The 13,427-nt window shown below is 39.4% G+C and carries 10 protein-coding genes; 3 read left to right on the top strand and 7 right to left on the bottom strand.

Features of this window, described 5'->3' with window-relative positions; genetic code table 11:
- Nucleotides 1-36: 36 nt before the first annotated feature.
- The 3 genes from KTI79_RS03350 to lipA form a co-directional block, all read right to left on the bottom strand.
- Entirely contained in the window at nt 37-420 is a 384-nt protein-coding gene (locus KTI79_RS03350; protein ID WP_000043120.1) for a carboxymuconolactone decarboxylase family protein, read from the bottom strand.
- A 106-nt stretch (nt 421-526) separates the two neighbouring features.
- Nucleotides 527-2,989, bottom strand: coding sequence for an acyl-CoA dehydrogenase (locus KTI79_RS03345; RefSeq protein WP_032053346.1), 2,463 nt, complete (start codon nt 2,987-2,989; stop codon nt 527-529).
- A gap of 280 nt (nt 2,990-3,269) precedes the next feature.
- Nucleotides 3,270-4,283, bottom strand: a complete 1,014-nt coding sequence (gene lipA / locus KTI79_RS03340) for a lipoyl synthase (RefSeq protein ID WP_002118167.1) — start codon at nt 4,281-4,283, stop codon at nt 3,270-3,272.
- 196 nt (nt 4,284-4,479) lie between these two features.
- On the opposite strand from lipA, the gene sthA reads away from it, so the two are divergent.
- Nucleotides 4,480-5,892 (top strand): Si-specific NAD(P)(+) transhydrogenase, encoded by a 1,413-nt coding sequence (sthA, locus tag KTI79_RS03335; RefSeq protein ID WP_002118117.1) that lies wholly within the window; start codon nt 4,480-4,482, stop codon nt 5,890-5,892.
- Between the two features lie 243 nt (nt 5,893-6,135).
- Here sthA and KTI79_RS03330 read toward each other — a convergent pair whose 3' ends face one another.
- From KTI79_RS03330 to map, 4 genes are all read right to left on the bottom strand, one after another.
- Nucleotides 6,136-7,350, bottom strand: coding sequence for an MFS transporter (locus tag KTI79_RS03330; RefSeq protein ID WP_032053348.1), 1,215 nt, complete (start codon nt 7,348-7,350; stop codon nt 6,136-6,138).
- A 168-nt stretch (nt 7,351-7,518) separates the two neighbouring features.
- Nucleotides 7,519-8,865: an MFS transporter gene (locus KTI79_RS03325; RefSeq protein WP_032053349.1), complete on the bottom strand. Its 1,347-nt coding sequence runs from the start codon at nt 8,863-8,865 to the stop codon at nt 7,519-7,521.
- 404 nt (nt 8,866-9,269) lie between these two features.
- A complete protein-coding gene (locus tag KTI79_RS03320) occupies nt 9,270-10,364 on the bottom strand; it encodes an OmpW/AlkL family protein (protein ID WP_032053350.1) in 1,095 nt (364 codons plus the stop codon).
- Between the two features lie 203 nt (nt 10,365-10,567).
- The gene (map, locus tag KTI79_RS03315) at nt 10,568-11,395 is read right to left on the bottom strand and encodes a type I methionyl aminopeptidase (protein WP_002118165.1); all 828 of its coding nucleotides are present in this window, start codon (nt 11,393-11,395) and stop codon (nt 10,568-10,570) included.
- 210 nt (nt 11,396-11,605) lie between these two features.
- Between map and rpsB the strand changes: the two genes are divergently transcribed.
- Both rpsB and tsf read left to right on the top strand, forming a co-directional pair.
- The gene (gene rpsB / locus KTI79_RS03310; protein ID WP_002118204.1) at nt 11,606-12,358 is read left to right on the top strand and encodes a 30S ribosomal protein S2; all 753 of its coding nucleotides are present in this window, start codon (nt 11,606-11,608) and stop codon (nt 12,356-12,358) included.
- 137 nt (nt 12,359-12,495) lie between these two features.
- Nucleotides 12,496-13,371 carry a translation elongation factor Ts gene (gene tsf / locus KTI79_RS03305; RefSeq protein WP_002118238.1) on the top strand — a complete coding sequence of 292 codons (876 nt, stop codon included), beginning with the start codon at nt 12,496-12,498 and terminating at the stop codon, nt 13,369-13,371.
- Nucleotides 13,372-13,427 lie beyond the last annotated feature (56 nt).

Raw genomic sequence — 13,427 nt, 5'->3', positions numbered from 1 at the left:
TAAAAAGAGCCAGTAGAGTGCTGGCTCATATTGAAGTTATTTTTGTTGATATTCCTGAATCACTTCTAAAGCAGCACGAAAAGCTTCTTGTGTAGCAGGCGCGCCGCAATATGGCAGGCTGTGCAATAAAGTTTCTTGAATCTCCTCAACTGTACAGCCATTGTTGAGCGCACCACGAACATGGCCTTTGAGTTCAGTAGGTGATTTGAGTGCCGTGAGCATTGCCAAAGTAATTAATGAACGATATTTACGTGGTAGCACACCTTCACGTTGCCAAGTCGATCCCCATGCATGTTCATTAATCCAGTCTTGTAAAGGCTGGGTAAAGGGCACGGTGTTTTCTTGGGCACGTTTTACAAAAGCTTCTCCCATCACTTCTGTGCGAACTTTTAATCCATTTTCGTAATCTTGCTTAGACATTAATTTCTCCTAAAAATAAAAGCGTCGATTGACGCTTTTATGGCTGTTTATTAATTAATGCGAATCAAGTGTGTTTGCAATAGTGAATTAGTGGAGGCATCAGTCACTAAATTTGATGAGGGTTCGACAAAGGAAGATCTTTATTTAAATCTTCATCAAACACATCTGTAAGCATGCTATCGAATCGAATTGCGTTGTATTGCAATAATTGTTGAGCTTCGCTTTCAGAAATAAAGCCTTCTTTTATCGCTTGTGCAATATTCTCTTCGAAAGTAAGTCCTGTAAATTTACCTTTAGATTCAGCTTTTTTAAACTTATCCCAAAGTGGTTCAAGCGTTCGCAGAATTTGGAAAGTATGCTCTAAACGACCAGTTACATCATCGGCTTTGGTAGAATAAAATACGTGATGTTTAAGCTGTTCTCTGAAAGGGTGCTCTTGCATCATAAGTTCAGCGACTTGTTGTTTTAACTCATCATCTGGTTTTGAAATGACACGGCCTAAAGGGAAACAGATCCATTTCACAAATGCTGCGGGAAGTTTAGCTGGGAAGTTTTCAAATAATCCCCAAAATGCTTCCTGAATATTTAAGAAAGCTTTTTGTAGCGCTAATTTAGCGTGAAGTTGTTCAGCTTCAGTTTTTTGTCCAGCTTCATAAAATTTTAATATCGCAGTAGAAATAAAGAGGTGCGCGTGAATATCTGCCAAGCGGCCTGATAACATTTCTTTGCGTTTTAAGTCGCCTGCAAGTAGGCCAAGTGACATATCTGAAACAAGTGCGAAGTTGGCACTAAAACGATTAATCGTTTTATAGTAACTTGCAGTGAATTGATCTACTGACTGAGGCGCATCACTTGAGCCACCTGTCCAACCGTAAGCAAATGATCTTGCACCACGGTTAAACGTATAGGCTAAATGTTTAAATAACAAATCATCGAACTTTTTGACTGAGTTATTTTTATCTTCAGATTGAAGGAGTTGTAACTCTTCAAATAGATAAGGATGACAACGCATTGAGCCTTGGCCAAAAATCATCAATGAACGGGTCAAAATATTTGCGCCTTCTACCGTAATAGCAATCGGAATCGCTTGATAGGTAAGGGCAAGGAAATTACGTGGCCCAAGTTGGATTGCACGTCCGCCAGCAATATCCATTCCGTGATTGACAACTTTACGCATCGTTTCAGTTGCATAATATTTTGCCATAGCAGTCATCACGGCAGGTGTTCCACCTTGGTTTAGGCCACATGTCACTAAATAACGGAATGCTTCAAGCATATAGGCATCGCTGGCAATTTCACTCGTCGCTTCTTGTACGCCTTCAAATTTACCGACAGAAATATTAAATTGCTGGCGAATTTTCGCAAAAGCACCAACGGTTAAATAGCTCATTTCACCTGCGGCTGTTGCTAGAGCTGGAAGGGAAATACCACGGCCTACACCTAAACATTCCATGAGCATTCGCCAGCCTTTTCCGGCATTTTCTTGACCACCAATAATCCATTCAATAGGAATAAAAACATCTTCTCCTTCTACTGTTCCATTCATAAATGGAGAACCAGGATAATGTCGTGCTCCTATTTTTACACCTGCATGACTTGCAGGAATTAAGGCACAAGTAATACCGTATTCTGTTTTGTTTTTATCTCCGAGTAGGCCTTCTGGGTCATAAAGTTTAAATGCTAGACCAACAACGGTGGCAATTGGCGCAAGCGTAATCCAGCGTTTAGAGAAATTCATGCGAAGTCCAAGGACTTGAGCACCTTCATATTCGCCGTAACAAACAACGCCCGAATCTGGAATGGCGCCTGCATCTGAACCTGCTTCTGGGCTGGTTAAACCAAAGCATGGGATTTCCTCACCTTTTGCAAGGCCCGGTAAATATTGTTGTTTTTGTGCATCTGTACCGTAGTGCATGAGTAGCTCACCCGGTCCTAACGAGTTTGGAACCATACAACTCACAGCTGTGGTGAGTGAGCGGGAAGCAATTTTGCTCATAATACGGCTTTGAGCAAATGAGCTAAATTCTTTACCCCCAAATGACTTTGGAATAATGAGTCCTAAAAATCCTTTGTCTTTAATAAATTGCCAAACCTCTGGTGGCAGATCTTTTAAGTGATGATGAATTTCCCACTCATCTAGCATGCTGCAAAGTAGCTCAACTTCATTATCAATAAAACTTTGTTCTTCTGCTGACAACGTTGGGTAGGGGTACTTTTCAAATTGAGACCAATCGGGTGCCCCCATAAATAATTCTTTTTCCCACCAACTGGTACCTGCCTCTAAGGCCTCTTGTTCAGTCGTACTGATACTCGGCATTGAGTTTGCTAATGTTTTATATGCAGGTTGAGTAATCAGTTTAATGCGTAATGGTGCAAATAAAATAATGATACTAAGGACAATGAGGGGGATACCTAAAATGAGAGCCCATGGCGTTAATATGAGTGCAGTAAGTATGGCTACAGCAATCACAATTACACTACCAATGGTTCTGTTTAGATTAAAAAAGAAAATTGCCCATATTGCAAAAAGCTGAATGACAATGCTTAAAACAAAGAGTAGGAAAATCATACTTGCTCCTTGCTAGATAAGCCCTCAGGTTAGAAGTTACAAAAAAAAGCGAGGAGAGATTTAAGGCTTAACTAGCTAATTTTAATGCTGTTTAAATTTAATTTTTTATGTCGCAATTGATGTATATGCTAGAGCAGGGATATATCGTACTTTTAGGTATAAGATATTTTTAAGTGAAAGTGTAATGGCTTGTTTTATCGATTTGTCAAGAAATGTTATTGATTTTCTTATACAAATAAAAAGCCCTCTGAACTAGAGGGCTTTTATAAATAATTAATTTTTAAGCTTCGACAACTTGAACAGCGATTTTTTTAGCTGGATCTACTTTGCGACGAACTTCTGGTACTGGCTCACCGTGGTATTGACGATCAGCAAAGTAACTTGAACGAACCATTGGTGCAGACCAAATATTTCTAAAGCCAAGTTTGCGACCATGCTCTGCATAACGTTCAAACTCTTCTGGCGTTACAAAGCGATCAATTGGCGCGTGTTGTTTAGATGGCTGTAAATATTGACCAATAGTCACATAGTCAACATCGTGAGCACGTAAGTCATCAAGCAATGCAATAACTTCTTCTTCAGTTTCACCAATACCGACCATCAAACCACATTTTGTTGGGATATCAGGGCAATATTCTTTAAACATTTTTAATAAGTTTAAAGAGTGTTGATAATCTGAACCTGGGCGCATCGCTTTATATAGACGTGGCACAGTTTCAATGTTGTGGTTAAATACGTCTGGCGGACATTCAGTCATAATGCGTAAGGCGATGTCCATACGTCCGCGGAAATCTGGTACTAAAATCTCAAGTAATGTATTTGGACTAAGTGCGCGAGCTTCTTTGATACAATCCACAAAGTGTTGTGCACCGCCGTCAAGCAAGTCATCACGGTCAACCGAAGTAATTACTGCATACTTGAGTTTAAGATTAGCAATTGTCTCTGCCATGTGACGAGGTTCATCTGCATCGAGTGCATTTGGACGACCATGTGCTACATCACAGAAAGGGCAACGACGTGTACAAATATCACCCATGATCATGAATGTTGCTGTACCACCACCAAAACATTCTGGTAGGTTTGGACAAGCAGCTTCTTCACAAACGGTATGGAGTTTTTGAGCACGTAAAGTGGTTTTAATACGCTGAACTTCTTCTGGTGCCGTCATCTTGACACGAATCCAGTCAGGTTTACGCGGCACTTCAACCGTAGGTACAACTTTTACAGGAATTCTTGCGACTTTTTCTGCGCCACGAAGTTTTACACCCTGTTCAGGTTTACGGTGTTCTGACATATTTAACTTTTCCACTCGTTTATAGAGACATTGACATTGTATTATAGCGAACTTCTGCAGTTAATAGCGGAAAATAACTATTCATATAATAAATGTGGTTATTCAGAAATATAGGGTTGAGAAATACATAAATTCACCGCATATTACCCATAATTTATTATAAAATATGGTCATTCAAGTGAGGAAGGAGCTTTCAATGCCACGTAAAAAAGAGGTCGTTAGTGGGAATTTCGTTAAATACGATGCGGTAGTTCTCGGTTCTGGACCTGCAGGTGAAGGCGCGGCAATGAAGCTTGCAAAAGCGGGTAAGCGTGTTGCAATTGTAGATGTGCGTGATCAACTGGGCGGTAACTGTGCGCATGTAGGTACTATTCCAAGTAAAGCATTACGTCAAACAGTTTCTAGTATTATTCGCTATCAGCGTGATCCAATGTTTCAAAAAGTAGGTGAATGGAAACAGTTCACCATGAAACAGGTATTGCGTAATGCGCACAAAGTAATTCAACAACAGGTTGATACGCATACACGTTTTTACGACCGAAACAAAATCGGCGTATTTCACGGCCGTGCATATATTCAAGATAAAAATACAGTTTTAGTTTTTAGCCATGAAGGCATTAAAGAAACAATTATTTGTAAGCAAATCGTGATTGCGACAGGTAGTCGTCCTTATCATCCACAAGGTTTAGATTTTGATCATCCTCGCGTATTTGATTCGGACAAAATCCTTGATCTTGATTATTCAATTCAAAAAATTATTATTTACGGCGCGGGCGTTATTGGCTGTGAATATGCCTCAATCTTTATTGGTCTAGATCATAAAGTTGACTTGATTAATACTCAGCAAAAACTATTAAGTTATCTAGATGATGAAATTGCTGATGCTTTGTCTTATCACTTACGTGAACAAGGTGTATTGATTCGTCACAATGAGCAAATGGATCATCTGGAAACGTTTGATGATCATGTTGTACTACATTTACAAAGTGGTAAAAAGATTAAAGCCGATGCAATTCTTTGGTGTAACGGTCGTTCAGGAAACACTGAAGGTTTAGGTCTTGAAAATGTTGGCTTAGTACCAAATAACCGTGGTCAACTTTCAGTAAATGATCAATATCAAACTGAGGTTGAAAATATATATGCTGCTGGTGACGTGATTGGTTGGCCATCACTTGCTTCTGCTGCTTATGACCAAGGGCGCTGTGCTGGCGCAAACATGAGTGGTGAAGATGCGAAGCCAGTACGTGATATCCCAACGGGTATCTATACCATTCCGGAAATCTCATCAATTGGTAAAAATGAACAGGAATTGACGGAAGAGAAAATTCCATATGAAGTAGGTCAAGCTTCTTTCCGTCATTTGGCTCGTGCACAAATTACTGGTGATACAGTAGGTGAGTTAAAAATTCTTTTCCACCGTGACACTATGGAAATTTTAGGTATTCACTGTTTTGGTAATAATGCTGCCGAAATTATCCACATTGGGCAAGCAGTTATGCACAGCCCAAATAATACCTTGAAATATTTTGTTGAAACGACATTTAACTATCCAACCATGGCTGAAGCATACCGTGTAGCTGCACTTAATGGTATGAATCGTTTATTTTGATTTTAAATAAGTGTTTAATAAAAAAGCCCGCAAATTTGCGGGCTTTTTTATTTTCATTAGACCATAGGTTTCTTATATTTTTATGACAATGCAAAGCTTTAATCCGATTATCGATATCTCTAGTGGGCACAAAATGCTTGATTGAAATATACAAATAAATCAGGAGTTTGTTTCCATAAAATGATTGAACAGGCCAGCAGAGTAATTACGAGTAATGTCATAATTGTTTTCAAAAGTAAGGCATTATGCATCATGAATAACAGCCTCCTCATTTACAAAGAAATGTACGATTACCCCTAATATACTCAAAGCTATTGAACATAGCCAAATCGCATTGTAATTACCTGTTAAGTCATGGTTAACACCGCCAAGCCAACCGCCAAAGAAAGAACCGACTTGATGGGTGAAAAACACAATACCACTTAACATTGAAAGGTATTTAACACCGAACATATTTGCGACAATGCCGTTGGTAAGTGGAACTGTAGAGAGCCATAAAAGTCCCATAATGACGCCAAAAGCATATACCGTATAAGTGCTTAGAGGTAAGAGTAAAAAAGCGATGATTGCGATGCCACGGCTACCGTAAAGCGCCATTAATAATTTAGGTTTTGAGAATCGATCTCCCAGCCAACCCGCCCCATAAGTTCCCACAATATTAAATAGTCCAACTAGTGCCAGAAACACAGTGCCTGTAGCTGCATCAAAGCCGTGATCGATTAAATAGCCCGGCAGATGAACGCCTAAAAAGACCACCTGAAACCCACAGACTAAAAAGCCTAAAGCTAACCACCAAAAGGGTTTATGTTTTCTGGCAATATTCAGTACTTGTTTAAATGTAAGCTGAGGCTCAGCAATTGCTTTTGGTGTTTGATTACTTGGACCTTTTAACATCCATGCAAGGGGAATAATAAGAGCAATTAACAGCGCACTAACCATTAGGGCTGCTGACCATCCAACATTCTTGAGTAAGAGAAGGGTAGATGGCAACATAATAAACTGACCGAAAGAACCTGCTGCGCTTGCAATCCCCATTGCCATACTTCTTTTTTCTGGAGGGGCGGCTCGACCTACTGCACTAAGTAAAACTGTAAAGGAGGTTGCTGATAAAGCTAAACCAATAATAAGACCTAGGCTTAAATTCAAAATGAGTACACTTGAACTAAAAGCCATTAATAGTAAGCCGAGGGTGTAAAGTAATCCGCCAACAGCAACCACAATTTTACTGCCATATTTATCTGCGATTGCGCCAGTAAAAGGTTGAACTGCACCCCAGATCAGGTTCTGCATGGCGATTGCAAGACTAAAAACATGTTGGCCCCAGCCAAACTCATGGCTCATCGGTACGAGGTAGAGACCGAAACCATGACGAACACCTAATGAAAGTGCCAGAATAATTGCACTGCCAATTAACATATAGATGAGGGACTGAGAAAATTGGTTGCCAGTTTTAGTCATGATTAATGGAAAATTATAATAATGATGATTTATTGTAGAAGATATATCGAACAATATCGATATGGTTGGGGAATATTTAAGAAGAATTAAAAAGTTTTTAAGGATCGTATTTTATGAGAAGACAATTAAAGAAGCAGACATCATTTTGATTTCTGCTTCTTATAAAAATTAAGCGGCGGAATTACGTTCAAGTAATGCTTGTTCAAAAAGGACTTGTTCTTTTTCTTTATGTTCAGTGGTAAAGCGAATCAAGATTACGCTACAGCCTGCGACTATAACCAGACCACCTAAAATAAATAGGCAAGTTTGAACATCAAGCAAGCCTTTAAGTAGGAAGCCAGCAGCTACAGCACCTACATTGCCACCAGCCCCAATAATGCCAGCAACACCACCTAAGGCATTACGGTCAATGAATGGTACGAGAGCATATGTTGCACCACAAGCCATGTGAGTAAATAGGGCAAAAATCGTCATAGAAATAATCGCAAGAGCAACCACATTCATTTGAGAGAAAAGAATTAAGAATAAACCTTCGCCCAAAATCATGAGCACCAGTACTTTAGTGCGGCCATCTAAACCTTTTTTCAGAGCGACTTTATCGGAAATAATACCGCCAAGCGCACGAGCGAATAATGCTAAAAGACCAAATATTCCGGCAGTTAAACCCGCAGTTTTTAAATCCATTTTGAATTGATCAACATAGTACATTGCTGCAACGTTATGGATGAAAATTTCGATTCCAAAGCACGCCCCGTAAGCCACAAATAAAATCCAAACGCGGTAGTTGCGAGCAGCTTGCATTAAAATCGCCATCCCACCTTTTTTACCACTGCCAACTTCAATACCTTGTGCACGAACTTCTTTAAAATTTCCTTGCGGACAATCTTGAGTGAGTTTCCAGTAAAGAATACCAACAATGACCATCATTACGCCTGGTACGACTAACGCAACACGCCAGCCCATAGTTTGCTCGACGCCAAACATGATAATTGCACCGAGCAATAAAGGCATAAGCGCTTGGGTTGCACCCCCACCAGCATTTCCCCAACCAGCTGCTGCCGCATTTGCTGTCCCTACTACGTTAGGGGCAAACATGACACTTGTATGATATTGCGTAATGACAAAGCTTGCACCAATTGCACCAATCAGTAAGCGGAAGAATAAAAAGGATTCATAACTGTTGGCCGCAGCTACTCCAAATACTGGAATACTTCCTAATAGTAATAGGGTGGTGTAAGTGATGCGGGGTCCATATTTATCACATAGTGGACCGACAGCGAGTCTTACTAAAATCGTAATCGCAACGGCAGCAATATTAATATTGGCAATTTGATCTTTGGTTAAACCGAACTCGCCTTTAATCACTGGCATTAATGGAGCACATGCAAACCATGCGAAGAAGCATACAAAGAAAGCGAGCCAAGTCATATGGAAGGCACGCATCGCTGGAGTAGAAAAACTGAATAATTTAATCTCAGTTGCTTTTTTTGCATCTAGATTGATATTTGAAGACATACGCCGTCCCCCTGAACTGAACGAAATGTTAATTTGCATGGCAATTTATTGCCTACCTGCATACCGATCAGAGCGGACATCATTGGCCGTCTTGGTTTATTCACTGAATCATCGTTGATTCATCTTGCTATGAATAAAGCAAAGCTTGTGCCAAAAAATTATTTTTACTAAAAGGAAAAGCTTAGTTTTTAATTTTATTAATTTAGTTATTAAACATAAAAATTATTAGTGTAGGGAATTTTAAAGAAAGAAGATGATAAAAGTGAATAAAGAGGGATTTGATGGACTTATTTTTGGAAAGTGCTCATTTTTTTAGCACTTTGTTTTAAAAAGAGGCAGTGTGTAGAGAGGAAGAAAGCTATAAAAACGCGACTAAGTTTTTATAGCTTTACGTGTCACAAAAGTTAGAAACGGTAACCGATACCTGCATAACCTAAAATTGGGTTAATTTCGATATCTGCTTTTGCATTAATTAATTCACCATACTTAGCATCATTGACTGTAATCGTTGTATCTGTTTTTAAGTGAGCATAAGAAACAGAGCCAACCGCATACCACTTATCATTAAAGTCATAGGTGAAACCGGCAGTCGCAACAGGTGCAATGGCATCCGAAGCCTCAAGATTTACTTTTGGATCGCCAGAACTTTTTAAACGATCAAGAGCAGCTCCCGCTTTACCATCTTTAATATTGACAATCATATGGCCAGCATTTACTAAATCTTTTTCGATTTCAGGATTTATTTCTAATTCACTGAAATAAGCATACATTACGCCTAGTCCAATATAAGGTCTGAACTTATTTACACCAGTCTTGCCAAAATGATATTGAAATTCAAATGCAGGTGTCCAAGCACGAGCTGAGGCTGCACTTCCATGTCCTTCTAGGTCAGTGATAAAAATTTGTTTTTCTAAATCAATAGATGGTAAATCAATTCCCCCAATTAAAGGTAGCTCAATTGATGGATGAGCTTGGGCTTTAAGAGGAGCATAAATTTTACCTTTACCTTGTAAATCGACTTTTGGGGGGATACCTGCCTTTATTTCTAATGAGACATTATCGGTAAAGAAGTAGTTTGTCATAATGCCCAAAGTTGTAACATCATCTGCTTCTAAACCTGTCCCTGGATTATCCCATTGATCTAATCCATAAATATTTGCATTACCACTCAATTCTGCTGGTAGTTTTTCTTGTCCTAGTTTATCCAAGAAATTTATAAAGAATGTAGATAAGTTGGGATCCATATCTTTAGACATATTTTCTTTAACTGTCTTAATAGAGACATCGCCAACCTGAGCTTGTTCACCTTTTTTCACAGCAGTATTCACAAAAACAGGTTGTGCTTTTCCTGTTGGTTTGACATATAAAGGACCAGCAGAGACTGAAAAACGTTTGAAACCATCACCATCTTTTAAACTAAAATATGGGGAAGCGGCGGAGGTGACTGTTGGCAGAGCAAAAAAGGCAGCTGTCATACAAAATAATGACTTTTTCATCATAAAAGGACTCCATGTCCGACATTTGTTTACTGATTTTTATTGAGCCCACCATACCTTGTTTTATTGAATAGATTGTGTATTAAAAATTAATAATTGTAATTTTTTTGAAATATTTGTTTATATTTAGAAAGATTTATTAATAAAAAGTACATAATAAATAATAAAAGGCTACACAAAGTAGCCTTTTATTTAAGTTTTTTAAATTATTGGTTGAAGCGAGATAGGTCTTCTTCAGGACGAGCAGTTAAGACTTCAATGCCTGTTTGGGTAACTAAAATGGTATGTTCATATTGAGCTGAAAGTTTATGGTCTTTCGTTACGACAGTCCATTTGTCACCTAACAATTTAGTTTGCCATACGCCAGCATTTACCATAGGTTCAATCGTAAAAGTCATACCTGCTTCCAGACGCATACCTGTACCAGCTTGACCATAATGGAGTACTTGAGGTTCATCATGGAAAACAGTTCCAATACCGTGACCACAATATTCGCGTACTACACTAAAACGTTCTGATTCGACATACTTTTGGATTGCATGGCCGATATCACCTAAATATGAACCATCTCTGACAGTTGCCATTCCACGATACATCGCTTCTTGAGCAACTTTGCATAGACGGTTGGCTAAAATAGAAGTTTCGCCACCAACGACATACATCATGTTGGTATCGCCGTGATAACCATCTTTAATGACAGTGACATCAATATTAAGAATGTCGCCATTTTTTAAAATTTTATTTTCAGAGGGAATACCATGACAGACAACATGGTTAACCGAAGTACAAATAGAGTGTTGAAAAGCAGGGCGCCCAGGAGCTCCACCATAGCCTACACATGCAGGAATAGCATGCTGCACATTCTCAATGTGATTACGACAAATGGTATCAAGTTCAAGTGTACTTACACCTGCCTTAATATGGGGCTTGATCATCTCTAGAACTTCAGCCGCCAGTCGTCCTGCAATGCGCATTTTTTCAATTTCATCTGGAGTTTTGATTAATCGACGTGGAGCTGTATAAGTACTGTTCATGATCTCTAAAAACTTTTGGTAATTTACAAGTGTCTATGGTATAAATAGCCGCCCATTTTATCAAATGCTTTTCGTGAATATCTTTTACGAACAATTTTGATAGATGGAGTAAAAAATCCGCACATATATCGTCACATTACTCTGGGTGCCTGTAAAAGGGTGGAGAATGCGGATATATGGAGGCCTAACCCAACTTTTAAGGTAAAGAAAATGGCAGATTACAACGTAAGCATGCGCGACCTTCTTCAAGCAGGTGCGCACTTTGGTCACCAAACTCGTTTCTGGAACCCAAAAATGCGTCAATACATTTTTGGCGCGCGCAACAAAATTCACATCATCAACCTTGAGCACACTGTTCCTGCGTTAAATGATGCTTTGAACTTCGCTAACCAATTAGCAAGCAAAAAGAACAAAGTTTTGTTCGTTGGTACAAAACGTGCTGCTTCTAACATCATCCGTGAACAAGCTCAACGCGCTGGTCAACCATATGTAGATCACCGTTGGTTAGGTGGTATGTTGACGAACTGGAAAACACTTCGCCAATCTATCAACCGTTTAAAAGATCTTCAAACTCAATCTCAAGATGGTACTTTTGCTAAGCTTACTAAACGTGAAGCTTTAGAACGTGCTCGTGAGATGGAAAAACTTGAGCGCTCTTTAGGCGGCGTTAAAAACATGGGTGGTTTACCTGACGCATTATTTGTAATCGACGTTGATCACGAAGCGATTGCAATCAAAGAAGCGAAGAACTTAGGTATTCCTGTTATCGGTATCGTTGATACAAACTCTAACCCAGACAACGTTGATTACGTTATTCCTGGTAACGACGATGCGATCCGTGCAGTAACTCTATATGCTTCAGCTATGGCTGACGCAATTCTTGCTGGTAAAGAATACGCTCAATCTCAAGCGAACGCTCAAGCAAAAGGCGATGACGCTGCGAAAGACGCTTCTGAGGCTTAATGCGTTTTGACGCAGGCTTGTCATTTTTGCGACATGTAATGGTGGCAAATTAAGCGTCGAGAGTGCAAACGGCCCAGAGTTTCTTTGGGCCGTTTTTGTTGAAAAGATTTATTTTCTACCGATTTTAGGAGATCAACATGACTGCAATTACTGCAAGCATGGTAAAAGAATTACGTGACCGTACTGGTCTTGCAATGATGGAATGCAAAAAAGCATTAACAGAAGCGAACGGTGACATCGAGCTTGCTATTGATAACCTTCGTAAATCTGGTCAAGCTAAAGCTGCTAAAAAAGCTGGTAACATTGCTGCTGACGGTGCAATCACAATCGTTCAAGAAGGCAACAAAGCAATTTTAGTTGAAGTTAACTGTCAAACTGACTTCGTTGCTAAAGACGAAAACTTCTCTAACTTCTCAAAAGCTGTTGCTACTGCTGCTTTAGCTGCTGGTGAAACTGATGCTGCTAAAATCGCTGAATTAAAATTAGCAGACGGTCAATCAGTTGAAGAAGCTCGTATTGCACTTGTTCAAAAAATCGGTGAAAACATCCAAGTTCGTCGCGCGAAAATCGTTGAAGGCGAAAACTTGGCTATCTACAAACACGGTTTAAAAATCGGTGTTGTAGTTTCTTATACTGGTGATGCTGATACTGGTAAAGGTATTGCAATGCACGTTGCTGCATTCAACCCAGTAGCTGTAAATGCTGAAGCTGTTCCTGCTGACCTTATCGCTAAAGAAAAAGAAATTGCTGAAGCGAAAGCGTTAGAATCTGGTAAGCCAGCTAACATCGTTGAGAAAATGGTAACTGGTTCAGTTGATAAATACTTGAACGAAGTTGCTCTTGATCGTCAAATGTATGTAATCGACAACGACAAGAAAGTTGCTGATGTATTAAAAGCAACTGGTACTACTGTTGCTGAATTCGTACGTTTCGAAGTTGGTGAAGGTATTGAGAAGAAAGCAGAACTTAGCTTCGCTGAAGAAGTTGCTGCTGCTCAAGCTGCTGCGAAGTAATTCGTATCACAATAAAAAAAGCCCCATTGGGGCTTTTTTTATCTCAGTTAAAATAA

This window comes from Acinetobacter sp. WU_MDCI_Abxd143, assembly GCF_025514195.1.
Lineage (GTDB): Bacteria > Pseudomonadota > Gammaproteobacteria > Pseudomonadales > Moraxellaceae > Acinetobacter > Acinetobacter pittii_H.
This window is presented reverse-complemented; position numbering and strand designations above follow the sequence as displayed.

Excerpts from the sequence above, each read along its gene's own strand:
- KTI79_RS03350 (WP_000043120.1), bottom strand. The coding sequence starts at position 420 with ATGTCTAAGCAAGATTACGAAAATGGATTAAAAGTTCGCACAGAAGTG.
- KTI79_RS03345 (WP_032053346.1), bottom strand. The coding sequence starts at position 2,989 with ATGATTTTCCTACTCTTTGTTTTAAGCATTGTCATTCAGCTTTTTGCA.
- lipA (WP_002118167.1), bottom strand. The coding sequence starts at position 4,283 with ATGTCAGAACACCGTAAACCTGAACAGGGTGTAAAACTTCGTGGCGCA.
- sthA (WP_002118117.1), top strand. The coding sequence starts at position 4,480 with ATGCCACGTAAAAAAGAGGTCGTTAGTGGGAATTTCGTTAAATACGAT.
- KTI79_RS03330 (WP_032053348.1), bottom strand. The coding sequence starts at position 7,350 with ATGACTAAAACTGGCAACCAATTTTCTCAGTCCCTCATCTATATGTTA.
- KTI79_RS03325 (WP_032053349.1), bottom strand. The coding sequence starts at position 8,865 with ATGTCTTCAAATATCAATCTAGATGCAAAAAAAGCAACTGAGATTAAA.
- KTI79_RS03320 (WP_032053350.1), bottom strand. The coding sequence starts at position 10,364 with ATGATGAAAAAGTCATTATTTTGTATGACAGCTGCCTTTTTTGCTCTG.
- map (WP_002118165.1), bottom strand. The coding sequence starts at position 11,395 with ATGAACAGTACTTATACAGCTCCACGTCGATTAATCAAAACTCCAGAT.
- rpsB (WP_002118204.1), top strand. The coding sequence starts at position 11,606 with ATGGCAGATTACAACGTAAGCATGCGCGACCTTCTTCAAGCAGGTGCG.
- tsf (WP_002118238.1), top strand. The coding sequence starts at position 12,496 with ATGACTGCAATTACTGCAAGCATGGTAAAAGAATTACGTGACCGTACT.